Here is a 21137-nt window from a genome sequence, read left to right as displayed (position 1 = left end):
CGGTTACCGATAGTGTCGATTTGACGATACAGGCATTTTGCAACTTTATCTAACAGTGGTTCGAAGATGACCGTTGGGGAGCGCTCGCATGATCGAAACGAGTTTAGGAACGCGAGTACTGGTGCAAACTGGCTGATCGACTCCTGGATGCCGCGATCGCGCAGGCGACCCTGGGACATGCACGGATTGTTATGCCGGGTGCACCTGGGGGGTTGGGAACCGACGTCGACGGACTGGAGGGATTCGCCCGGGTCGGACCGTTGGCGGGGGCACGATTCGTGGGGGAGCAGGGGAAAGCCCTTCATGAGCTGGCGTCGTGGTGGGCCAACGGCGTCGATCCCAAATCCAGCGAGCGTTGGTTACGCCGGTCTGAGCATCGGCAGGCAGTGGTCGAGGCATGTTCACTTGCTTTGTTGCTTCACTTCGCCAAACCTTGGATTTGGGAACACTTGTCCCCCGCAGACGCTGGAACAGCCGGTCGAATGGTTTCAGGACGTACGAAGTCCTCAGATTCCCGACAACAATTGGATCTGGTTCCAGATTATCGTCGAGACTTTCCTGCGCGGAGTGGGATGAGGATCTAGTTCGACGGCACCGCGCCCGTCATGAACAGTGGTATCGCCGCGACGGATGGATAAGCGACGGACCGAGACGATGCTTCGATCGCTATGTCGGATGGGCGATGGAGACGTTGCCCGCACTGTGGACCCTCCTGGCCCCGGACTGGGACGTGGCCAGGAAATTTGCGGACATCCATGGGCCCCGGCTGGCACGCTATCTCGAGGGCGCCCCTTACCTCGTCGGGGCCGACGTGGGAGGCAGTCGGGGAGTTGCCCCGCTTATCCAAGGCGTAGTCTCATATATCGGTGGTGCACGTGCGCGCCCCTATGGGCAGGGGTATTCATGAAGGTTTCGCCCCTATCGCCGGGATTGACCAGGCGAATCTGCTCGGGGACAGTGCGCCATTTCCTCGATCACGGGGTCACCAGCGCTGACATCCTCACAATGGTATGGTTTCACGAGTTCCGACCGATGGCCCAATCTTATTCCGGAGTGGGATCCCCCTACTGGGCGGCAAAGGGAATGTTGGGACTGGCGTTACCGCCAGATCACCCGGTGTGGACCGAGCCCGAGGAGCCCATTCCGGTCGAGGCGAGTGATATTTATCGCATCATCGCTGTTCCCGGATGGATGGTCAGCGAAACTTGTCAGGACGGGATCGTGAGGGTTCTCAACATCGGTACCGATGGGCAGGACGAGGGAGAACTCGTTGGTGAGGCCCCGCTATACACGTCCCTAGGATTCTCGACCGCCACGGCACCTCCTCAGGCGGGGGAGTGGAAGCTCCGGTCGGTAGCCAATGTAGTAGGGCTCAGGGACGGACAAGGGCAGGTTTCTGCCCGTTCTGACCAGAGGGTTGAGCGGTGCGAATATATTGGTGAGGTGGTCGTCGGTCAGTCGTCGTGGCTGGCTCACTGGGTTCACGATGACGTTGATGAAGGGGCCGGTTATGGTGCTCGCGGCATTGTGGAGATCGGACCGAAGATTGTGTGCGCCCATGCTTGTCACCGTGGTGTCGAGGTGCGTTGCGTATGGGTGGAGGGAGCATTGTGTTCGGGGGTGGTCTTGATGGCGGGATGGCCGACTGATCCTTGCGATGGACCGGAGTCCTACCTTGAGCCGGTCACGTCCTGGAGCCATCGTGAGCGTTTGGCGGGTCATCGGGTTACTGGTCTGTCGAAGCTAACGACCGTTGAGACCTTGAAGACTTCGCTTGCGGGGGGAGGGGCCTTATATCGCATTGGTCGGGTTAGACCAATGCGAGCCTCGCCCACAGGTGAATGTAAACGGCGGTGACGTAGTGGTGTCTTTCCGCGGGCAACCTACAGTCGTGCTGAAATCCGAGTACTTTCACCGTTGAGAATCGCGATGCGTAGTTGGTTGGTTAGATGGTCTTAAGGCTGGATACAGAGTATAGTCCACGCCGTGCAGCTGGCCAGAGAAACGGAGCTGACCATGACGAGTTTCGTGCGACACGTAAACGTGGGATTTGGAGTTGTACCTGACGATCTTGGATCGTGCTCACCGCGGCGGCATTTCCGGATGCGGCGATGCTCCATGCGCTCCGTTTCACTGTCTGGCGTGTCGTGCAAGGTAACGCGGTGACGATGGCCGTTGGTCCCGGCCAAGGCTGGAGCTCTAGTCGAAATCGGTGTCATTGAATAGCCCGGCGCGATTACTATTGCCTACGCCATGGCCGGCCTAAGTATCTGAGGATCATTCCCCCTTTGGAACTCTCATGGCTCGCGCAGACGAATTCGCGAATGCGAACCTACCCCATAGTCCACAGAGCTGCGGCTCTCACTCGGATGTCACAATTTCGCTCCCCGCATCCTTGCCGCCTCATACAGCGCAATGGACGCTGCGACTGAAGCATTGAGGGATTCAACGTCGCTGCTGATGGGGATCGACGCCAGCACGTCGCACGACTGACGGGTAAGTCGGGCCAGACCGTCTCCCTCTGAACCGACAACAATCACCAGGGGGCCGTCGAATCCAGGAGCTGAAGCGAAGTCCGAGTCGGCCTCGCCAGCTAGCCCGACGATCATCCAGCCAGCCGCAGCGAACTTGCCGAGAGCCTGGTTGAGGTTCGTTGCCATCGCCACCGGGATGCGCGCCGCGGCCCCGGCTGAAGTCTTCCACGCCGCAGCCGTCATCGATGCTGACCGCCTCGACGGGATGAGCACACCCTGGGCGCCAAAGGCCGCAGCAGAGCGGATAATCGCTCCCAGATTACGCGGATCGGTGACCTTATCGAGGGCCACCACGAGCCCACCGCGGTAGGTCTGGGTACCGGCTGCGATGAGGTCACCGACGGTGGCGTACTCGTATTCAGGCAGGCGCAAGGCCACTCCCTGATGGTTAGACCCACCTGTCATGCGGTCGAGTTCGCCGCGAGTGGCCTGCATCAACGCGATGCCATGATCAGCGCAGAAGGTGAGAATCGCCCTCAGCCGAGAGTCATGCTCAGCTCCCTCGGCAACGTAAGCAGTGCGTACTGGAAGACCAGCATGTAGGGCCTCGAGCACAGGATTACGACCGATAACCCACTCCGGGCCCGCCCCCGTCGACTGTCTATTCGCCGGTTTGCGGGCTGCAGCGCGGGCTAATTTCTCCTGCTTGGCCTTGTACGCCTTGTGGTAAACGCGGTCTTCTGCCTTGGGAGTGGGGCCTCGGCCTTTGAGTGCTTTGCGGCCTCGCCCACCGGAGCCGACAGCGGAACTCTTGCTCTTGTGCCCCCCGCCGCGGCGCTGGGAATTTCCTGCCATGTCAGTCTCCTTGTCAGCTCAGCGACCAATGGGCGCCGGTGGGGGTGTCTTCGATCGTCAATCCAAGGTTTGTCAGGGTGTCGCGGATGGCGTCAGCCGTGGTCCAGTCTTTGCGGGCGCGAGCCTCGGCACGCTGGTCCAGCATGGCCTGCACCAAGCCGTCAACGACCGGTTCTAGACGGGCGTCGCCTGTTGCGGTGTCGGCCCACTCGGGGGCCTGAGGATCGAGTCCGAATACCGCGAGCATGGCTTTAACCTGGGACAGGTGATGACGGGTGGCCTCAGCATCGCCGATCGACACGGACTTATTACCTTCGGTGATTTGGCTGAACAGGGCCGCCACCGCCTGGGGAGTACCAAGGTCATCGTCCATCGCAATGACGAACGCCTCCGACAATTCATGCGAAGCCGTCACCTGCTCGCCAACGAGGTTGCTGGCGCGGTCCAGGAAGGAATCGATGCGCTCGATGGCTTTGGTGGCCTCATCCAGGGAGCCCTTGGTGCCCTCGTCGGAGGGGCTGAACTCGATCATGGAGCGATAATGCGGGGCCAGCAGGAAGTACCTGACGGCTCGCGGGCTGTAGGTCTTGGTGACCTCAGACACTTGGGCGGTATTACCCAGGGACTTGCTCATCTTCTCCCCAGACATCGTCACCCAAGCGTTGTGCATCCAATAGTGGGCGAAAGGACGCCCAGCTGCTGCTGACTGAGCCAACTCGTTTTCATGGTGAGGGAACCGCAAGTCGATACCGCCACCGTGAATATCGAAGGCCTCGCCCAAATACTTCCCGGACATCGCCGAGCACTCCAGGTGCCACCCAGGTCGACCGCGTCCCCACGGAGACACCCACGACGCTGTTTCGGGCTCGTCCTCTTTATGGCCCTTCCACAGTGCAAAGTCACGTGGGTCGCGTTTACCACGCGGGTCTGAATCCTCGGCCGGGCTCATTTCGTCGACACGCATCCCGGACAATTCCCCGTAGCGCGGCCAGGATCGAACATCGAAGTAGACGTCACCGGAGCCATCGGGGGCAGGATAAGCGTGACCTTTTTCGATGAGGGTCTTCACCAACTCGATCATCTCCGGGATGTGACCGGTGGCTCGAGGCTCATAGGTCGGCGGACGGCATCCCAATGCTTTATACGCCGCATGAAGCTCATTTTCGTAGTGGTACGCATGGGCCCACCACGGGGTGCCGGCAGCAGCGGACTTAGCGAGGATCTTGTCGTCGATATCGGTGACGTTGGCGACAACGGTCACCCGGTAGCCAGAACACTCCAACCAGCGCCGCAGGACGTCGAAGACGACCTCCTTGCGGATATGGCCCAGATGTGGACTGGACTGCACCGTCATTCCACAGTGGTAAATCGACACCTGGCCCTCACGAAGGGGCTTAAAGGTCTCGATGCCATGGGTAGCGGTGTTGTAGAGCTTAAACGTCACATGACTTAGGTTACCGGTGTACCCTGACACATCACTTACCATGAGGGTATGGCCGAGATTCGCAAGCACAAGCCGTCGTCCAGCCCCATAGCCCGGGCCTTGGAGGCCGCAATGGGTGAATCCATCAAGCCGGTTGTCCCCGGATCGCGCCCCGACAAGGGCGTTGAGGAGCCGGAGACGAAGCTCGAGTCCTCCCCATCGGTCGCCGCAAGTCCCGCCCAGTGGGGGTCCTTCACTGTGGCGATGCCGCCGAAGTCCTCAGATTGATCAGGCTGTCCTAGCGTTTCATTCGGGCTCGTAAGGCGTCGATGTCGAGACGTGACGCAGACTCCACGTCGATAGCTTCGGCATGGGCCTCCCACGGGTCGTAGGGAGCGTCCTCCTCTTCGTCCTCAACGTATCCGAGCGACGGGTCGTAGACGTTGACCAGTTCATGTCCGCTGTGCGCCGGTGAACCGTCCACCGGTACTACGGATTCTGTGCTTATGGCCTCGTCGGGCAACTTGGCGAGAATGTCACGGACGTAGCCCTGGGCTGCTTCAACGTGGGGGACTTCCCGTTGCTGACGCTGAGACTCGTACCACCGATAGTCGAGGACCTCGTGGTAAAACTGCGCGAGCTCGCGTTTCCGGGACAGTTCCGGCGGAATTTGCTGGACGACTGGCTCGAAACACTCGGTGAGCCAGCGGTGAGCCGCGACTGCCTCGTCAACCCCCTGAAGCCCATTGCGCGCCCGGAAAGTGTCGAGATCGTTGAGCAGACGCCGTGCCTGGAATTCTTCGGTGTCTAAGCCAGTTAGGCGCAGCAAGCGACGCTGGTGGTGCCCGGCGTCAACGACCTTGGGCTGGATGCGTAGTCGCTGGCCGTCCGGCGAGGTTTGGATGTCCAATTCGGCGACGTCGAAGCCAAGAGCATTGAGGCGACGTACCCGCGACTCGACCTGGGAGTAATCGCCTCCGTCGAATTCCTCGGCCGCAGTGAGTTCATTCCACAGGTCGTGATAGCGGTCCTCGATAGTCGTGACCAAGCCCAGGGGGTCCAGGGCATCGTCGAGCATGTCGCCCTCTTCAAGGTCGAGGAACTCGCCATAGAGATTCGTCCGGGCGATTTGTAGGTCGTGTTCCCGCTGGCCGGTGGTCAGGTGATCGTGCAGCTCACCGGTCTCGGCATCGACTAGATAGGCCGCGAAGGCCTCGGCATCTCGTCGGAACAGTACGTTCGACAGCGAGATGTCACCCCATAAGAAGCCCACCAGATGAAGTCGCACAAGAAGAACGACGAGGGCGTCAAGGAGCCGCATGACGGTTCCTTGACGCACACCAGAATGGAAAAGGGACCTGTAGGGCAAAGAGAACCGTAGGTGGCGGGTGAGGATGATCGGCTCCAGCGGTTCACCGTTGGACGCAACGCGGTCAGTAATGACGCCGATGGGCTCGACCGACGGGGTATCGAGCCTCATGAGGTCGTGCAGCAAGCGGTATTCGTGAATTGCGAGGTGCTCGACGACCTCCTTGGCGGCGTAGACATCGTCGTCGACAGTGATGAACCGCACCACGTGACGAGAGATGCCCCGAGGCAGCGCGACGAGCCGCTCCTGCGGCCACTGTGCCAACGGTGTGCTCCACGGCAACGGAAGCAGGCGGGAGTCGGGCTTCGCGCTGAGGAATCGGGTCACGAGGAACAGTTTGCCACCCACACTCGGGTTAGGTGGTGTGCCACCTAGTCAGAGGGGGAATTCAGACAGTCGCGGCGCCACCTTCGAGGACCGTCAGTCCCTGCATGGTGGTGGACATCGTCATGGTCCCTCCTGTCATCGGGTGTTTCTGGAGGTAGCTAAGCCAGGGCGTCGGAAATTTTCGACCAATTTTCGGATCCGCCGTGACGAATGTTCCCCCTAGACATCTACACATATGAAAGTCCCCACACATCGAATGGAGATGAGCCGATATGACTGACAACAAGACCGCTTCCGCTAAATCCGATGCCACGAAAACCGAGAACCTGCCAGAGACAACGACCAAAGAGACCCTGCCTCCCTCGCCGCTGCACACCGATCACGGCTCCACCCTCATCGCTGAGCAGGTAGTCCAGAAGATTGCCGGTATTGCCTGCCGTGAAGTCCCCGGTGTGCACGCCATGGGATCCACTGGTCGCCGGATGCTCAGCTCTATCACCGATCGCATCCCCGGATCGACTACCAACGTGTCGAACGGCGTCCAGGTTGAAAAGGGCGAGCGTCAGTGCGCTATCGATCTGTCCGTGGTTATTGAGTACGGCTACTCAGTTGTTGAGGTCGCCAATAAGCTCCGCGAAACCATTATTGACGCCGTTGAGTACGGCACCGGCCTTGAGGTCGTTGAAGTGAATGTCCAGGTCACCGATGTCTACATTCAGGGTGAGGACGATCACGACGACGACCAGTCTGATCAGGTTGCCGGCCAGCGCAAGAACACCGAACTTTCCTGAAAGGCCACACTATGAATGCATCGCGCATCGGAGCACTCGTTGGACTGCTGTTGGGTGTGATTGCAGTCTGTGTTGGTGTGTGGCAGGCGATTGTCGTGCTGGTGCTGGGGCTGCTCGGTCTCATCATTGGCCGGATCATTGACGGTCAGCTCGACGTGCACGACATTTTCGGCAAACCAAGTCAACGGAACCGTTGATGTCCGCCGGCACCACACGCGTACGTTCGGTGCCCTCGCTGGCGGTCCACAATCGTGAGAAGGCTAGTCGTGGAACCCTAACGGTCACAACAGCGGTCGTCGAGAAAGTCGCTGCTCGCGTGGCGGCTCAAAGCGAGGGTTTCGGGGCTCCCACCTCGTCCTTCTTCGGATCAGGCTCGCGCGCCGACTTCGACCGAGGCCCGAAGGTTAGTGCGGTCCTTACCGGCCGTACGGCTGATCTTGAGGTGGAGGTTGCCATTGGCTACCCCGCCCCCGTTCAAGCTCAGTGTGATGATCTGCGAGCCCGATTGACCGAGCAGGTACCGAAGATGTCCGGAGTGGATATTCGCACGATTGACATCCTGGTGAGCCGGGTCGTCAGCAAAGCCCCGACGATGAAGGAGTTGACCTGAGATGAGCAAGCAGTACGTGTCTCCTCCTCTCATTCGTCGACCCTCCCGGACGCTTCCGGTGACGATCCTGGCTGTCGTGCTCCTGGCAGCCGGGGTGGTGGCCATCATCGCTGCTATCCAACGACTCCAGCACGGATCCTTGCCGCAGTGGGTGGCCTGGGGGCGTGGTCACATGACCACCGCGTCATGGCTCAACGACACTGCCCTGACAGTGGCCATTGTTATCGGTGTCGTCGCGCTGCTGTTTCTGATATGGGCCTTCAAGCCGGGACGGACATCTGGGGTGTTTCTTCAACCGAGCGAGGGTGCTCCTGACAATCGGGAGATCGTCATGGACAACTCGGACCTGACAGGGTGGCTGTCTCGCTGGCTTGACGAGGAGGACGGCGTCGCATCATCAGTAGTAAAACGTCGTGGCAAAACTCTCAAGGTCCACGCCGAGACTGACGTCAAGGACCCAGAGGTGATGCGGGAGCAGCTCACGACGAGAATCGCTGCCCGCGTTGATTCGCTGGGGTTGGAACAACCCCTGAAGGTGGAAGTGAGGTTGCGATGAAGGGCCGCGCAAATAGAACACGACTCGCCGTCGTCGGGATCATCGGTCTGGTAGTGGTTGCGTGGTTCATGCTGGTGCGGTTCAACGTCGTCTCGTCGTGGGGATGGCGGCAGCCCAAACCCGACGCCCCTATCGTCGACGTGCCGAAGGCATGGCGAACTGACTACGCATCATGGGCTCTGCTCATTGTCGGGATCTTAGTCGCGGTGATTGGGTTGGTCTGGCTGCTTCGTCAGTTCTCGTCGAGCAATCGGGCCCACACCTACGGCATGAGCCACGAGGCGGACCACGGCTCAACAGTGCTGTCCACAGACGCTCTGGGAAGGGCCGTTGAGGAGCAGATCGAGGAGTTCCCCGGAGTCAGTAGCGCTAGCGTGAGATTCTTTGGAGCCCGTGTGGCTCCCGAGATGATGGTTCAGATCGACATCGATGACCGCGCCGACGTGCGAAAGCTCGTCGACCGGTTGGAGTCCGAAGTGGCTCGCGACGTCGAGGCGACCCTGGACGCGAAGCTGGTGCGGTTTGGGACGAAACTGCGGACCGGAGCACACGTCACTGGAATGGGCGTGAGCCACGTCGGTGTGACCGAAGTGCCCAACATTGACGATTCGGGAGACAGTCTTCCTGCCAATCCGATGCCGAAATCGACATTTCTTCAAGAAAAGTCCGACCGGGCCAAGCCGAGGACTCGCGAGGGGAAGGTGCTCGCCTAAGGTGCGCTGGCGGTCGAGGACACAGAAGTGCCCTCGACCGCTGCTAGCGTCTAATCATGGTCAGCAGAGTCGATGGTCACGGTGGCGACGAGGTCATCCTGGCAGACATTCGCGCTGCTCAGGACGGAGATGCCGGCGCTTATGCTCGCATCGTCAAATCGTGGGGCGGGCGGCTTTTGAGATTCTGCCGTAACAACCTTCCGGCTACGATAGACGCCGAAGATGTCGTTCAGGACGTTTTGCTCACTGCCTGGCAGAAATTGCCTGGCCTCGACGACCGGTCCAGATTCAGGGCGTGGATGTACACCATCGCTCGTAACCGGTGCCGGGAGGTTATTCGGACCGCAGGGAGGCGCGCTACCGATCCGGTGTCTCCGGAGGAGGTTGCGGTAAAGATCGATTCCAGGCAGGACCCAGCGAGGGCTCATGCCAGAGACGCAGCAATGATGGCGCTGCGAAAGAGTGTTGCTGGGTTACCGGATACCCAGAGAAGTATTTGGGTAATGGCCCAGATAGACGGTCTCGGATATGCCGAGATCGCCGATATTGAGGGATTACCATTGTCCACCGTCCGGGGTCGTTTAGCTCGGGCGAGGGCCACCATTGCGAAGGAGATGGAGTCATGGAGGTGAAGCTCGCTTGTGGCGCGGATATGAACCGCGTTTGGGAGGGAGCGACACAGCCTCTCACAGAACATGAGGCCGAGTGCCCAGCTTGCCAAGCTGTGCGCATTGAGGCTCTTCGTGCTGATCAGCTGCGTGACGACACGGTTGCTGAGGATGCGCAGACCAAGGTAGTCGTCGATCCACTGAAGCTAAGCTCAGTGTGGAGGTCATACGCTGCTGACCTCTCGCCGCGCCACTGTGTTTTCGATGATGACGGCGGTCAAGTGGAAGTCCGAGAAACCGTGCTTGCCGCGATTGTGCGTAACAGCCTTGCCGACTGCGAGGACGGGAGACTTAATCGGATTCGGTTCTCGGTGCCCCACACCCCATTGAGACTTCGCATTGATTTATCTGTCGCGCGAGGGGTGCGGATACCTGATTGTGCCGAGCGGGTGCGTCACCGCATTTCGACGGCGATGACCCGTGAGCTTGGTGGCCGTCCGGAAGCGATCGACATCATCGTGGAGGATATCCATGTCTGAGCTTAAGAACGACGACGTCGTCTCTGGAACGCTGCTGACGGGCGAACACATCATCGATGACCTAGCGGGGATCATTGTCACTACCGTCCGTAACACCCCGGGAGTGACGCGACTCGTGAAGCCGTGGTGGCGTCGAATTGGTAATGATGACCGCTCAGCGATACGGATCAGCGAGGAGGATGGGCTTAGCGAGGTCAAGGTGGAGGTTACTGTCGACCTGACGGTGCCTATCGTGCAGTTGACACAGGACCTTCGTCACCGGGTTTCTACCGCCATTACCCAGTCGGGACGCACTCCAGGCAAGGTAGACATTGTCGTATCCAAAGTTGAGCCCAATAACGAGTGATCTGAACCCATGAAACACGACGAGGCCCCCAGTCATACCGGGGGCCTCGTGGCGTTCATCGAGGGTCAGGAGATGCGCTCGGTGGTCTCCTGGCTGAAGACGTGGACAGAGGCAGGGTCTACGCCCAGACGTACCTGCTCGCCACGCTGCGGAGGACGACGCGAAGAAATACGGGCGACAACCTGGTGAGCCTCGCCATCCTCGATGGAGGCCTGCTTGCCGGATCCGACGAGGGAGCCGTACAGGTAGGCGTCAGCTCCGAGCTCCTCGACAACAGCAACGTCGAGTCCGATGCCCTCGCTGGCGAGGGTGAATGCCTCCGGGCGGATACCGAGGGTGAGCTTGGTCTCGTTCGGGACCTTAGCTAGGACGTCGCGAGAAACCGGGACAACGTAGTCACCGAGCTCGACGCCGCCGTCAACGACATCACCTTCCATGAGGTTCATAGCGGGGGAGCCGATGAAGCCAGCGACGAAGAGGTTCTTCGGAGTGTCGTAAAGAGCGAGAGGAGAATCGACCTGTTGTAGAACGCCGTCCCTCATAACAGCAACGCGGTCGCCCATCGTCATGGCCTCAACCTGATCGTGGGTCACGTAGACGGTGGTCACGCCAAGGCGTTGCTGCAGGGCGGCGATCTGGGTACGGGTCTGGACGCGCAGCTTGGCATCGAGGTTCGACAATGGCTCGTCCATGAGGAAGACCTGTGGGTTACGAACAATCGCACGACCCATGGCGACGCGCTGACGCTGACCACCGGAGAGTGCCTTCGGCTTACGGTTAAGGAAGTCCTCCAGGCCGAGAAGCTTGGCGGCTTCCAGGACGCGCTGCTGGCGTTCAGCCTTCGGCACGTTCTGCATCTTGAGGGCAAAGCCCATGTTGTCGGCCACGGTCATGTGGGGGTACAGGGCGTAGTTCTGGAAGACCATGGCGATGTCACGGTCCTTCGGGGGAAGATCAGTGACATCGCGGTCCCCGATCCAGATGGAGCCGGCATTGACCTCTTCGAGGCCGGCTAGCATTCGCAGAGAGGTCGACTTACCGCAGCCAGACGGTCCCACGAGGACCATGAACTCCCCGTCGCCAATGTCGAGGTCGAGCTTGCTGACGGCTGCGCGATCGGTGCCCGGATAAACCCGAGTCGCCTCCTTATATTGCACGGTTGCCATGACCGTTGTTCCTTTCCACGGGCAGGTACGTGCCCGACGATCCGTTGTGGAAAATCGGTGACGGATGTCACCGGGTCCCTCCGAGGTTTCGAGGAGCCAAAATTGATCATAATGGACACAACCCACAAAGGTGGGCCGGGGGGTGAAGATGCAGCGATTCTCCTTGTCAAGTGGCGAATTTTCCGCGTGAGGGGAACTATGAATGAGGTCTTGCCGCAATCTGGCACAGGATGGTCGTCCCGGGACGTGCGCAGAGGACCACCCCTCATGTTCTTCTACATCGCGGCCCACTGGACTGTGGATTCACGGTTGTTCCCATGCGAGGCTGGTTCAGCTTAATCGCCGTCAAGGTCGAGAAAAAGTTTGTCGGTTGTTCCCATGCGAGGCTGGTTCAGCTTGGTTCGCTTTTCCGTTTCTTTAACCACCGGTCGCTCCCTTGCGGCAGTGACGGTATGTGGGGTGATTAACCACGGATTTGTGTAATAGATTCCCTAGGATTTTTGCTTGATCCTCCCGCGGTTTATCCCGCCTTTTATGGTGGAAAGTGTGGGCGGCGTTCGGGGCCAGAGGGTGTGGGCTCGTCCGTGCCAGGGTTGTCAGAGGATTCCACTGTGGTGCCCGTTCCTGCCAAAAATGCAATGGACAATTGTCAGATCAGCGGTGAAAAAACAGGGGACAACGTGTTGAACCGCCAATCCCGGCCCCTCGATGCGCCGAGCTGCTAGCACTCGACGATATTCACGGCCAACCCACCGCGCGCCGTCTCCTTGTATTTGACCTTCATGTCGCGTCCGGTCTCCATCATCGTCTTCATGACCTGATCCAGACTGACGATCTGGGAGCCGTCCCCAGCCATGGCTAGGCGGGCAGCTGTGACGGCCTTGATAGCACCAAGGGCGTTGCGTTCAATGCACGGGATCTGTACTAGGCCCCCGACGGGGTCGCAGGTGAGCCCGAGGTGGTGCTCTAGGCCAATCTCGGCGGCGTTGCAGACCTGGGTCGGCGTCCCGCCCATGACCTGAGCTAGACCAGCCGCAGCCATTGAGCAGGCCACGCCGACCTCGCCCTGGCAGCCGACCTCGGCCCCAGAGATCGATGCGGACTGTTGGTAGATCTCCCCGACGGCGCCGGCCGCTAGCAGATAATTGACGATGAGGTCGTCATCACCGGTGTCGACGCCAGGAGTGCCCGAATCGATGTCCGAACCGGGGGAGAGGAACTTCACCGCAAAGTGCAGGCAGGACGGGATGATGCCGGCCGCGCCGTTGGTAGGGGCGGTAACAATACGTCCACCCGCGGCGTTCTCCTCATTGACTGCCAACGCCCACACTGTTAGCCAGTCAACCGAGCCGAATGGTTCCGGCTTGCCCGGGGTGATCCGCTCCCGGGTGACAAGATCGTGGTGCATCTTCATGGCGCGGCGGCGCACATGCAGACCGCCCGGAAGAACGCCGGCGCGCGAGCAGCCGCGCTCGACGCAGGCGTGCATGACTGCCCAGATGTCGAGGAGCTGGCCGCGTATTTCCTCCTCTGCACGGAGGGTCATCTCATTGGCCATTGCGACTTCGGGGATGCTCATCCGATAGTCCGAGCACTGCTCGAGAAGTTCCTTGCCGGTCTTGAAAGGGTAAGGGACCGGTGCCGAGTCGCGCACGATGGCGGGGTGCTCGTCCTCTCCGTGCTCAACGACAAAACCGCCGCCGATGGAGTAGAAAGTGCGCTCGACCACGACTTCCTGGCCAGACCAGGCGGTGAACGTCATGCCGTTGGGATGAAAAGGGAGGGACCGGTTGCGGTGAAGGACAAGGTCGGTCGTGACGTCAAAGGAAATCTCCCGACCGCCATGGACAGCATCCAGAGTGATACGGCCATCATTGGCGATAGACGCGGCTCGAGCCGGAGTCTGATCCGTGTCGACGGTGGCCGGATCTTCGCCTTCCAGACCCAGCAAGACGGCGGCCTCAGACCCGTGTCCGTGCCCGGTCGCTCCCAACGAGCCGAAGAGCTCCGCACGCACGCGGGTGACCTCAGGCCATACCGGTGACTGAGCCAGATCAGTCACGAAAATCCGGGCGGCTCGCATGGGGCCGACGGTATGAGAACTAGACGGACCGATGCCGACCTTGAAGATATCGAAAACGCTGACTGCCACAGACATGATTCTGCCAAACCCGGGGCTGGAATGTTGTCCAAAGAGGTTGTGTCGGTTCACGGTGAAGCATGGTTCGCGAACCGAATAGACCAAGGCTCTCGAACCTGTCCCTGGGCCCTATGCACCATCGATGATCTTCTGGGGCGGCTAACCGGCCGGGGGCGGCCCTGCTCGACCTATAACCACTCGTCCCGGATGCGCGATGCCAACCAGATTTGCTCGAAGACCTTGACGAGCGTGCTTGCCGGGTTCAATATGTAACCACCTTTTGAAATACGCTTTCGAAACGGTTTTCCATGAGTCTCCGAGAGCGGGCACGAGATAAGCCCGGACAGGAGTGGCTGACGATGACCTCACAGGAGAGGCCGGCCGGTCGGGGCCAGCGCAAGGACGATGTGCTGCGCGAACTGCGTGCTGACGGTGCTCTGACTGCCGCTGAGCTGGTCGAACGCACCAGTCTGTCGCGGCCTACCATCATTTCGCTGCTGCGTGAGCTGGAGGAGGATGGATGGGTTTCCAGTGAAGTAGGTGGTCACGGTGCTCCTGGACGGCCTGCGACCGCGTGGGCTCCGGCTAGCCGTGCGGGGATCGTCATCGGCGCTGACGTGCTGGTCGACTCGATGCTGACTGTGGTGTCCACGTTTCACGGGAGAGTTCTCGAGGTCAGGACCGACCAACTCGTCGACCGGTGTCGTGAAGCGCGGCTCGATGTTGTTGCCGGTGTGATCGGGGAGGCGCGGGATCGTTGGTCGGAAGGGTTCGGCCTGCTCCGACAGGTCGCGGTGTCCACCACCGGAGTCGTCGACGGTCACGGCACCGTGCTGCGCAGCGATCTCGTCCCCCAGTGGGAGGGCCTTGATCTGGCTGCAGCGTTGGTGCAACGGCTCGGTGTGTCTGTTAGCGTCGAGAACGACATCAACATGGCAGCCTGGGGCGAATTTTGCTGCCGGCGTGGCCAGAGCCTCAGTTCCGACGGCGACATGCTGTTGGTGCAGATGACCAAAGGGCTGCACACCGGTCTGGTCCTAAGCGGGCGAATCCACCGTGGTCGGCAGTGGAATGCTGGCGAGATTAGCGACGTCCTCGACCTGCGTCTGGAGGACGGGCAGCACCCCGACGACGAGTGGATCGATCGGGCCGCCTTGACCATCGGGTCGGTGGCCGGGGTGGTGAATCCCGATCTCATTGTCGTAGCGGGGCCGACCAGCCGATCTTTGGACGTCATTCGACAGGTCATTGCGCGTCTGCATCAACGTCGGGTACCCGGTTCCGTCCCGGTACCGGCCGAGGTCGCTGCCCTGGGCCGTGCTGCCTCCGTCGTCGGAGCCGTCGACGTCGCACTAGGTCATGCGTCCGCGGCGTTCCTTGGTGTCGAGCGACCGCACCCGGTGGCTTTACAGGGTGTCGAGCGAATCCACCAAGAGGTCGAGAAAGGTCATCACAGCGTTATGGAGACAACAAGAGACAAGCGAACTATAGAGGTCCTGAGAGTAGGCGTGGTGGGAGTAGGGGCGCGTTCTCGACTCGCCCTGAATGCCGAGCTGGAGGGTAATGGCGGTGCCATCGTGGCCGTCTGCGAGCCTCACCACCTGGCCCGCCGACGGGTGGCGGATCGTCTCGGCAAGGACCCCGACTCCATCGTCATCACCAGCGACGTCGCGGGGCTCATCAGGGCAGGGATTGACGTCGCCTTCGTCACCTTCCCTGACGACACCCACGTCGAGGTGACTTGCGCCTTATTGGAGGCCGGTGTCCCCGTCTACTTGGAGAAACCATTGGCGATCACCCTGGAGTCGGCAACCAAGGTGCTGGTGACAGCCCATCGGACCGGGACGAAGCTGTACGTCGGCCACAACATGCGCCACATGAACGTCGTGAGGTCGATGCGTGACCTCATCCGTACTGGACGGATCGGTGAGGTCAAGGCGATTTGGTGCCGTCACTTCGTTGGCGCCGGAGGTGACTTCTACTTCAAGGATTGGCATGCTACGCGCGAGCATGGCACCGGGCTGCTGTTGCAGAAAGCAGCCCACGACATCGATGTCATGCACTGGTTCGCCGGCTCCCACACTACTGACGTCGTGGGTATGGAGGGACTGACTCTCTACGATCAGATTACCGATCGTTGTGACCACTCCGATGAACTCATGGGGGACTGGTACTCGTTGGACAACTGGCCGCCGTTGTCCCAGAAGGGGCTCAACCCGGTCATCGACGTCGAGGACCTGTCGATGGTGCTCATGCGCATGGAATCGGGGGTGTACGCCTCTTACCAGCAGTGCCACTATACGCCGGACTACTGGCGCAACTACACCGTCATCGGGACCGAGGGGCGCATCGAGAACTTCGGTGACGGTGAAGGCGGCGTCATTCGGCTGTGGAACACGCGCACCCACTACAACGCCGAGGGGGACGAGACCTTCCCGATCATTGGGGACGCCAATGGCCACGGAGACGCGGACGTGCTCACCGTCACTGAGTTCCTCAACTTCGTGCGCAACGGAACCCGTACCGACACGTCCCCATTGGGAGCCTGGTATGCGGTCGCGGCAGGAATCGAAGCCACCGAGTCCCTGCGGAGCGGGTCGACGCCGAGGATGGTGCCGTCCCTGGATGCGGAACTCGTGGAGTACTTCAACAACAACCAGGTCAAGTAAGGACCACGACCGAAGGACGATCATGGATCGAAGAGGATTCATCGCAGGTGCGGCGCTCGCCACTCTGGCTGTCGCAGGTTGCTCGTCGAGCAAGAAGGAGGCTGGCAGTGGGACCGCCAGCATCGCCCCTGACACCTCGGCGGAACTTGTTCTCGCCTACTGGGACAAGAACCAGACCAGGACCATTAAGGAGAATATCAAGTCGTTCAACAAGAAATATCCGAATGTCAAGGTCACCACGAATCTGGCTGGATATGAGGACTACTGGAAGAAATTGCGCACCCAGGCGCAGGGAAATGAATTGCCCGATGTTTTCTGGATGAACGGTCCCAATATTCAGCTCTATGCCGGCAACGGGATGCTGGCGCCGATCGACAAGGTCACCGATGCCGGTGTCAAGTGGTCGGACTACCCCGAAGCCCTCGTCAAGCTGTACACCTACGACGGCAAGCACTACGGCGTCCCCAAGGACTTCGACACCATTGGTGTCTTTTACAACAAGAAAATCTTCAAGGATGCTGGTGTTGAACTGCCGACCGCTGACTGGACATGGGATGACTTCCATGACAAGGCGAAGAAGATCTCCGACTGGGGCAAGTCGAAGGGGATATACGGCTGTGCGACGACCATCAACGGTGATGGCCAAGGAACGTACTACAACACCATCTTCCAAGCTGGTGGATTCGTCATCAAGGATGACAAGTCAGGATTTGACGATCCGAAGAGCATCGAGGGATTGCAGTGTTGGGCGGATTGGGTCAAGGACGGTTCGGTGGCGTCCCCGAAGGTCATCACCGACACCAAACCCTCTCAGATGTTCAAGAGCGGGAAATCGGCGATGTACTGGTCCGGTGACTGGACCGCCTCGGAACTTGCTGAGGAGTTTAAGGGACACGAGAACGACTATGACGTTATTGTCCTGCCCAAAAAAGACAGGAAGGCCACTGTCATTCACGGCCTGGGATGGGTGGTTTCAGCCAGGTCGGCCAACCAAGCCGCCGCACTGGCCCTCGTCGCCCACATGGGCTCCAAGCAGGCACAGGAGACGGAAGCTCGGAACGGTACCGCCATCCCGGCTTTCCACGGGACCCAGGATCCCTGGGTCAAGGCGTTCCCGCAGTGGAACTGCAAGATGTTCGTTGACGCTGCCACGACGTACGCAGTCACGTACCCGGTTAGCAGAAATACCAGCGTGTGGGCTGATAAAGAGGCTGACTACGTCAACCCGGCATTCTCCGGTGAGATGCCTGTCCCGGAGACGGCGAGGAAGCTCGCGACGTTCATGAATGATGCGCTGGCGAAGGAGAAGGGATGATTCACCCCGGCACGCGGGGCGACACCGCCGTCGCCCCACTCTCGAGCCGGTCAGGACACCGCAAGAAGAAGGACCCGACCAGCGTCGGAGCGTGGCCGGCCCTGTTCATCGGCCCGCTCATGCTCGGCATCGCAGTGTTCTACTACTGGCCGATTTTCGAGAACGTTGTTGCGTCGCTGAAGCAGACGAACGCTTTCGGTGGGAACCCACAGTTCGTCGGATTCGAGAACTATCGGGAACTGTTTGCTAGTCCGGACCTCAGGTCAGCGATCGGCAACACCTTGCTCTACACGGTCATCGTCCTGCTCGGCATTCCACTGTCGGTGGCTGTAGCGGCCATGATCGAGCTGCCCGGCCTGAGGTTCAAGGGGCTGTACCGGATCCTCTACTTCATGCCGTACCTTGCCATGCCGATGGCCGTCGCTCAGGTGCGGAAGATCGTCTACAACGGTCAGTTTGGTCTGCTTAACCAGATTCTTCGGAGCGTGGGGGTCTCCGATCCGCCCTACTGGCTGGTGTCACCTGGATGGGCGTTGTTCGCTGTTGCCCTGTTTGGGTTGTGGGCGTCGATCGGGTTCAACGTGATCATCCTGTCTGCGGGGCTGAAGTCGATCCCGCGGGAGCTGTACGAGGCCGCGTCCATTGACGGTGCCTCTGCCTGGCGACAGTTCCGGATGGTCACGGTGCCGTTGCTGTCCCCGTCGATCTTCTTCCTGACGATCATGACGACGATCGGTGGGTTCCAGTTGTTCGACGCGCTGTACGCGATGATCGGAACGGGGAACCCGGCTGAGCCGAGGACTCGCTCGTTGGTGTCGCTGTTTTACCGACAAGCCTTCGTCAACCATGACCAGGGGCTCGGTGCCGCCGTGGCGATCGTTATCTTTGCTCTCGTCGCCATCGTGACTCTCGCCCAGTTCCTGGGGCAGAAGAGATGGGTGAACTATGTCTGAGGTGAGTACGGGGTCCGAACTCTCCGCTGTAGAGGTGGCGGCCCTTGCCAAGCGGGGCGACACCGTCTCGCAGCGGCGCTTCGTCGGGGTGCACATCCTTCTGCTGCTCGGCGGAGTGCTCATGGTGTTCCCATTCGTGTACCAGATCCTCATGTCCTTGTCGACGAACATGGAGATCCAGTCCGTCCCGCCGAAGCTCATTCCCGACCGCTGGCAGTTCCACAATTACACCGAGGTGTTTACCCGTCTTCCTTTCCTCAAACAGTTTGGGGTGTCGGTGACGATCACGGTGTTGAGAACCGTCGTCCAACTGATTCTGTGCTCGATGGGGGGATATGCCTTCGCGCGAATGAAGTTCGGTGGCAAGTCGGTTCTCTTCGGGTTCGTCCTTGCAATCCTCATGGTGCCCGGGCAGTCGTATCTCATCGGCCAGTACGAGATCATTCGCGAACTGGGATTGTTGGAGACGCCATGGGGCATCGTCCTTCCTGGCTTCTTCTCGGCTTTCGGAGTGTTTCTCATGCGGCAGTCCTTCATGAGCCTGCCGGCCGAGCTGGAGGAGGCCGCAAGGCTCGATGGCTGCAATCCGTGGCAGACGTTTTGGCGAGTCATGGTGCCCGTCGTCAAACCAGGCTTGTTCGCGGTCATGATCACGACCGTGTTGTGGTCCTGGAATGACTTGCTGTGGCCATTGATTGTCACGGCGCGGGAGGAGCCGATGCCGTTGAGCGTTGGCATCGCGACCCTTGCAGGGCAGCACTCGAGCGAGTTCGCGCTCATGATGGCGGCCTCCGTGATGGCCATGGCGCCGATCTTCCTCCTCTTCTTCTCGATGCAACGCAAGGTCATCGAGGGGCTCGCCAGTTCGGGGCTCAAGGGTTGAGCGCGGGTCGCTGGTTGTCGGGGGCTTCTGCCGGCATTGCCAAGACGTTTCCGGGGAAGTGGTTCGAGCGAGCCGATGTGGCTCATGTGGCGACGGATGGCCATGTCCTGACGGTGCCCAGGCGAGGCCTCTTTTTCGTAACGTTCTGCACGTGAGATATGGAGGAGTTGCAGACTAATTGGCGTGAGGACGTACCCGTCCGTCGAATGTCTGGCACATCTCAACGATGCCCCGTTTGCGGCTACGGGAAACGCTCACGGGAGATATCATAACCGCTGTGCTGCTGTGACGATGGTGGCACAGTGGTGTCAACACGAGGAAGTGTGGGGCGCTGCCCCGGAAAGTGAGGCTCGATGAAGGCCTTGGTCAAGACCCGCCCGGAGCCGGGTCTGGAGCTGGTGGAGGTCCCCGACCCGGTCGCTGGCCCCAACGACGTCATCGTCAAGGTGATGCGGACAGGAATCTGTGGCACCGACGTTCACATCGATAAATGGGACGGGTGGGCCGCCAAGACGGTGCACACCCCGCTGGTCCTCGGCCACGAGTTCTGCGGTGAGATTGTTGAACTCGGTTCGGAGGTCAATGATCTGGAGGTCGGACAGTTCGTCTCCGGCGAGGGGCACTATGTCTGCGGACGCTGCCGGGCCTGCCTAGCGGGCAAACGTCACCTGTGCCGCAACACCCAAGGTATTGGATATGCGGTCAACGGTGCCTACTGCCAGTACTTCGTCATGCCGGCTGGCAACGTCTGGGTACATCACATCCCGGACCTTGACCCCGACGTCGCGGCGATCTTTGACCCGTTCGGCAATGCCGTACACACCGCCTTGCAGTTCCCCTGCCTGGCCGAGGATGTCCTCGTTTCAGGTGCTGGGCCGATCGGCATCATGGCGGCCCTGGTCGCTCAGTTCCAAGGGGCGCGCAATGTCGTCGTTACCGACCTGTCCGACGAGAGGCTGGAGCTGGCTCAGCAACTGGGCCTGAAGAACGCCGTCAATGTTTCCCGCGAAGGTTTGGAGACGGTCTGGGACCGATTCGACATGAAGGAGGGGTTTGACATCGGCCTGGAGATGTCCGGGTCGGGGACAGCTTTAACATCCATGATTGACAATATGACTCATGGTGGACGGATTGCGTTGCTGGGAACCCCGAGCACTGACATCACCCTCGACTTTTCCAAGATCATCTTTAACATGATCACAATTCAGGGAGTGACCGGGCGTCAGATCTTCGAAACGTGGTACACCATGGCCTCCCTCATCCGTTCCGGTCTGGACATCTCCGGAATCATCACCGACCGATACCCCATCACGGAATTCCGGGAAGCCTTTGACGTCGCAGGCTCGGGCCACGGCGGCAAGGTTGTCATGAACTGGGAATGCCTCGACTGATAAGCGACT

The 21137-nt window shown here is 60.2% G+C and carries 21 protein-coding genes and 2 pseudogenes; 18 read left to right on the top strand and 5 right to left on the bottom strand.

Annotated elements, in window-relative coordinates; genetic code table 11:
• Nucleotides 1–128 precede the first annotated feature (128 nt).
• The 3 genes and pseudogenes from ACOYO3_RS10365 to ACOYO3_RS10355 form a co-directional block, all read left to right on the top strand.
• Nucleotides 129–401: pseudogene (locus ACOYO3_RS10365) on the top strand (DUF2264 domain-containing protein); the annotation flags it as partial.
• A pseudogene (locus ACOYO3_RS10360) lies at nt 304–907 on the top strand (DUF2264 domain-containing protein). The pseudogenes ACOYO3_RS10365 and ACOYO3_RS10360, both read left to right, overlap by 98 nt.
• Nucleotides 904–1857: a DUF2264 domain-containing protein gene (locus ACOYO3_RS10355; RefSeq protein ID WP_002518743.1), complete on the top strand. Its 954-nt coding sequence runs from the start codon at nt 904–906 to the stop codon at nt 1855–1857. Before ACOYO3_RS10360 ends, ACOYO3_RS10355 begins: the two are co-directional and overlap by 4 nt.
• Before the next feature lie 515 nt (nt 1858–2372).
• On the opposite strand, the gene rlmB is transcribed toward ACOYO3_RS10355, so the two are convergent.
• Complete coding sequence (rlmB, locus tag ACOYO3_RS10350; protein ID WP_002517352.1) at nt 2373–3329, bottom strand: 23S rRNA (guanosine(2251)-2'-O)-methyltransferase RlmB; 957 nt, start codon at nt 3327–3329, stop codon at nt 2373–2375.
• 13 nt (nt 3330–3342) lie between these two features.
• Entirely contained in the window at nt 3343–4773 is a 1431-nt protein-coding gene (gene cysS / locus ACOYO3_RS10345) for a cysteine--tRNA ligase (protein ID WP_002550607.1), read from the bottom strand.
• Nucleotides 4774–4821: 48 nt separating this feature from the next.
• Between cysS and ACOYO3_RS10340 the strand changes: the two genes are divergently transcribed.
• Entirely contained in the window at nt 4822–5040 is a 219-nt protein-coding gene (locus tag ACOYO3_RS10340) for a hypothetical protein (RefSeq protein WP_002517304.1), read from the top strand.
• A 10-nt stretch (nt 5041–5050) separates the two neighbouring features.
• Here ACOYO3_RS10340 and ACOYO3_RS10335 read toward each other — a convergent pair whose 3' ends face one another.
• On the bottom strand, nt 5051–6469 hold the full coding sequence (locus tag ACOYO3_RS10335; RefSeq protein ID WP_002517506.1) for a DUF4032 domain-containing protein: 1419 nt from the start codon (nt 6467–6469) through the stop codon (nt 5051–5053).
• A gap of 251 nt (nt 6470–6720) precedes the next feature.
• Between ACOYO3_RS10335 and ACOYO3_RS10330 the strand changes: the two genes are divergently transcribed.
• Genes ACOYO3_RS10330 through ACOYO3_RS10295 form a run of 8 tightly spaced genes read left to right on the top strand, consistent with a single transcriptional unit; the run spans nt 6721 to nt 10611 of the window.
• Nucleotides 6721–7239 (top strand): Asp23/Gls24 family envelope stress response protein, encoded by a 519-nt coding sequence (locus ACOYO3_RS10330; RefSeq protein ID WP_002515072.1) that lies wholly within the window; start codon nt 6721–6723, stop codon nt 7237–7239.
• A gap of 11 nt (nt 7240–7250) precedes the next feature.
• The gene (locus ACOYO3_RS10325; RefSeq protein ID WP_002515062.1) at nt 7251–7436 is read left to right on the top strand and encodes a DUF2273 domain-containing protein; all 186 of its coding nucleotides are present in this window, start codon (nt 7251–7253) and stop codon (nt 7434–7436) included.
• Entirely contained in the window at nt 7436–7849 is a 414-nt protein-coding gene (locus tag ACOYO3_RS10320) for an Asp23/Gls24 family envelope stress response protein (protein WP_002515081.1), read from the top strand. Before ACOYO3_RS10325 ends, ACOYO3_RS10320 begins: the two co-directional genes overlap by 1 nt.
• A 1-nt stretch (nt 7850) precedes the next feature.
• Nucleotides 7851–8405: a DUF6286 domain-containing protein gene (locus ACOYO3_RS10315; protein ID WP_002515082.1), complete on the top strand. Its 555-nt coding sequence runs from the start codon at nt 7851–7853 to the stop codon at nt 8403–8405.
• Entirely contained in the window at nt 8402–9118 is a 717-nt protein-coding gene (gene amaP, locus ACOYO3_RS10310; RefSeq protein WP_002515053.1) for an alkaline shock response membrane anchor protein AmaP, read from the top strand. Before ACOYO3_RS10315 ends, amaP begins: the two co-directional genes overlap by 4 nt.
• A gap of 56 nt (nt 9119–9174) precedes the next feature.
• Nucleotides 9175–9750 (top strand): RNA polymerase sigma factor, encoded by a 576-nt coding sequence (locus ACOYO3_RS10305; RefSeq protein WP_002515077.1) that lies wholly within the window; start codon nt 9175–9177, stop codon nt 9748–9750.
• Entirely contained in the window at nt 9741–10265 is a 525-nt protein-coding gene (locus ACOYO3_RS10300) for a hypothetical protein (RefSeq protein WP_002515097.1), read from the top strand. The genes ACOYO3_RS10305 and ACOYO3_RS10300 overlap by 10 nt, the downstream gene beginning before the upstream one ends.
• On the top strand, nt 10258–10611 hold the full coding sequence (locus ACOYO3_RS10295) for a hypothetical protein (RefSeq protein ID WP_002515092.1): 354 nt from the start codon (nt 10258–10260) through the stop codon (nt 10609–10611). Before ACOYO3_RS10300 ends, ACOYO3_RS10295 begins: the two co-directional genes overlap by 8 nt.
• A 65-nt stretch (nt 10612–10676) precedes the next feature.
• Here ACOYO3_RS10295 and ACOYO3_RS10290 read toward each other — a convergent pair whose 3' ends face one another.
• Together ACOYO3_RS10290 and ACOYO3_RS10285 are read right to left on the bottom strand one after the other, a co-directional pair.
• Nucleotides 10677–11777 (bottom strand): ABC transporter ATP-binding protein, encoded by a 1101-nt coding sequence (locus tag ACOYO3_RS10290; RefSeq protein ID WP_002515080.1) that lies wholly within the window; start codon nt 11775–11777, stop codon nt 10677–10679.
• Between the two features lie 721 nt (nt 11778–12498).
• Nucleotides 12499–13935: an L-serine ammonia-lyase gene (locus ACOYO3_RS10285; protein ID WP_002515101.1), complete on the bottom strand. Its 1437-nt coding sequence runs from the start codon at nt 13933–13935 to the stop codon at nt 12499–12501.
• A 24-nt stretch (nt 13936–13959) separates the two neighbouring features.
• Between ACOYO3_RS10285 and ACOYO3_RS10280 the strand changes: the two genes are divergently transcribed.
• From ACOYO3_RS10280 to tdh, 6 genes are all read left to right on the top strand, one after another.
• Nucleotides 13960–14190, top strand: a complete 231-nt coding sequence (locus ACOYO3_RS10280; protein WP_002515089.1) for a hypothetical protein — start codon at nt 13960–13962, stop codon at nt 14188–14190.
• Between the two features lie 35 nt (nt 14191–14225).
• Entirely contained in the window at nt 14226–16586 is a 2361-nt protein-coding gene (locus tag ACOYO3_RS10275) for an ROK family protein (RefSeq protein WP_427305879.1), read from the top strand.
• A gap of 22 nt (nt 16587–16608) precedes the next feature.
• Nucleotides 16609–17901: an ABC transporter substrate-binding protein gene (locus ACOYO3_RS10270; RefSeq protein ID WP_002520024.1), complete on the top strand. Its 1293-nt coding sequence runs from the start codon at nt 16609–16611 to the stop codon at nt 17899–17901.
• Nucleotides 17898–18854 (top strand): carbohydrate ABC transporter permease, encoded by a 957-nt coding sequence (locus ACOYO3_RS10265; RefSeq protein WP_002515059.1) that lies wholly within the window; start codon nt 17898–17900, stop codon nt 18852–18854. The genes ACOYO3_RS10270 and ACOYO3_RS10265 overlap by 4 nt, the downstream gene beginning before the upstream one ends.
• Nucleotides 18847–19737 carry a carbohydrate ABC transporter permease gene (locus ACOYO3_RS10260; RefSeq protein WP_002524700.1) on the top strand — a complete coding sequence of 297 codons (891 nt, stop codon included), beginning with the start codon at nt 18847–18849 and terminating at the stop codon, nt 19735–19737. The genes ACOYO3_RS10265 and ACOYO3_RS10260 overlap by 8 nt, the downstream gene beginning before the upstream one ends.
• A 353-nt stretch (nt 19738–20090) precedes the next feature.
• Nucleotides 20091–21128: an L-threonine 3-dehydrogenase gene (gene tdh, locus ACOYO3_RS10255; RefSeq protein ID WP_002515111.1), complete on the top strand. Its 1038-nt coding sequence runs from the start codon at nt 20091–20093 to the stop codon at nt 21126–21128.
• Nucleotides 21129–21137: the final 9 nt, after the last annotated feature.

It is taken from the genome of Cutibacterium sp. KBN10P07758, from assembly GCF_050286205.1.
In the GTDB taxonomy this organism is placed as follows: Bacteria; Actinomycetota; Actinomycetes; order Propionibacteriales; family Propionibacteriaceae; genus Cutibacterium; species Cutibacterium acnes.
Note: the sequence above shows the minus strand (reverse complement) of the source record. Positions and strands in the feature narration are given on the sequence as shown.

Coding starts and splice junctions, on each gene's coding strand:
- ACOYO3_RS10325 (WP_002515062.1), top strand. CDS start 7,251: ATGAATGCATCGCGCATCGGAGCACTCGTTGGACTGCTGTTGGGTGTG.
- amaP (WP_002515053.1), top strand. CDS start 8,402: ATGAAGGGCCGCGCAAATAGAACACGACTCGCCGTCGTCGGGATCATC.
- ACOYO3_RS10300 (WP_002515097.1), top strand. CDS start 9,741: ATGGAGGTGAAGCTCGCTTGTGGCGCGGATATGAACCGCGTTTGGGAG.
- ACOYO3_RS10320 (WP_002515081.1), top strand. CDS start 7,436: ATGTCCGCCGGCACCACACGCGTACGTTCGGTGCCCTCGCTGGCGGTC.
- ACOYO3_RS10315 (WP_002515082.1), top strand. CDS start 7,851: ATGAGCAAGCAGTACGTGTCTCCTCCTCTCATTCGTCGACCCTCCCGG.
- ACOYO3_RS10275 (WP_427305879.1), top strand. CDS start 14,226: ATGAGTCTCCGAGAGCGGGCACGAGATAAGCCCGGACAGGAGTGGCTG.
- ACOYO3_RS10265 (WP_002515059.1), top strand. CDS start 17,898: ATGATTCACCCCGGCACGCGGGGCGACACCGCCGTCGCCCCACTCTCG.
- ACOYO3_RS10285 (WP_002515101.1), bottom strand. CDS start 13,935: ATGTCTGTGGCAGTCAGCGTTTTCGATATCTTCAAGGTCGGCATCGGT.
- ACOYO3_RS10290 (WP_002515080.1), bottom strand. CDS start 11,777: ATGGCAACCGTGCAATATAAGGAGGCGACTCGGGTTTATCCGGGCACC.
- ACOYO3_RS10270 (WP_002520024.1), top strand. CDS start 16,609: ATGGATCGAAGAGGATTCATCGCAGGTGCGGCGCTCGCCACTCTGGCT.
- ACOYO3_RS10280 (WP_002515089.1), top strand. CDS start 13,960: ATGTTGTCCAAAGAGGTTGTGTCGGTTCACGGTGAAGCATGGTTCGCG.
- ACOYO3_RS10295 (WP_002515092.1), top strand. CDS start 10,258: ATGTCTGAGCTTAAGAACGACGACGTCGTCTCTGGAACGCTGCTGACG.
- ACOYO3_RS10260 (WP_002524700.1), top strand. CDS start 18,847: ATGTCTGAGGTGAGTACGGGGTCCGAACTCTCCGCTGTAGAGGTGGCG.
- ACOYO3_RS10340 (WP_002517304.1), top strand. CDS start 4,822: ATGGCCGAGATTCGCAAGCACAAGCCGTCGTCCAGCCCCATAGCCCGG.
- ACOYO3_RS10330 (WP_002515072.1), top strand. CDS start 6,721: ATGACTGACAACAAGACCGCTTCCGCTAAATCCGATGCCACGAAAACC.
- ACOYO3_RS10305 (WP_002515077.1), top strand. CDS start 9,175: ATGGTCAGCAGAGTCGATGGTCACGGTGGCGACGAGGTCATCCTGGCA.
- rlmB (WP_002517352.1), bottom strand. CDS start 3,329: ATGGCAGGAAATTCCCAGCGCCGCGGCGGGGGGCACAAGAGCAAGAGT.
- tdh (WP_002515111.1), top strand. CDS start 20,091: ATGAAGGCCTTGGTCAAGACCCGCCCGGAGCCGGGTCTGGAGCTGGTG.
- ACOYO3_RS10355 (WP_002518743.1), top strand. CDS start 904: ATGAAGGTTTCGCCCCTATCGCCGGGATTGACCAGGCGAATCTGCTCG.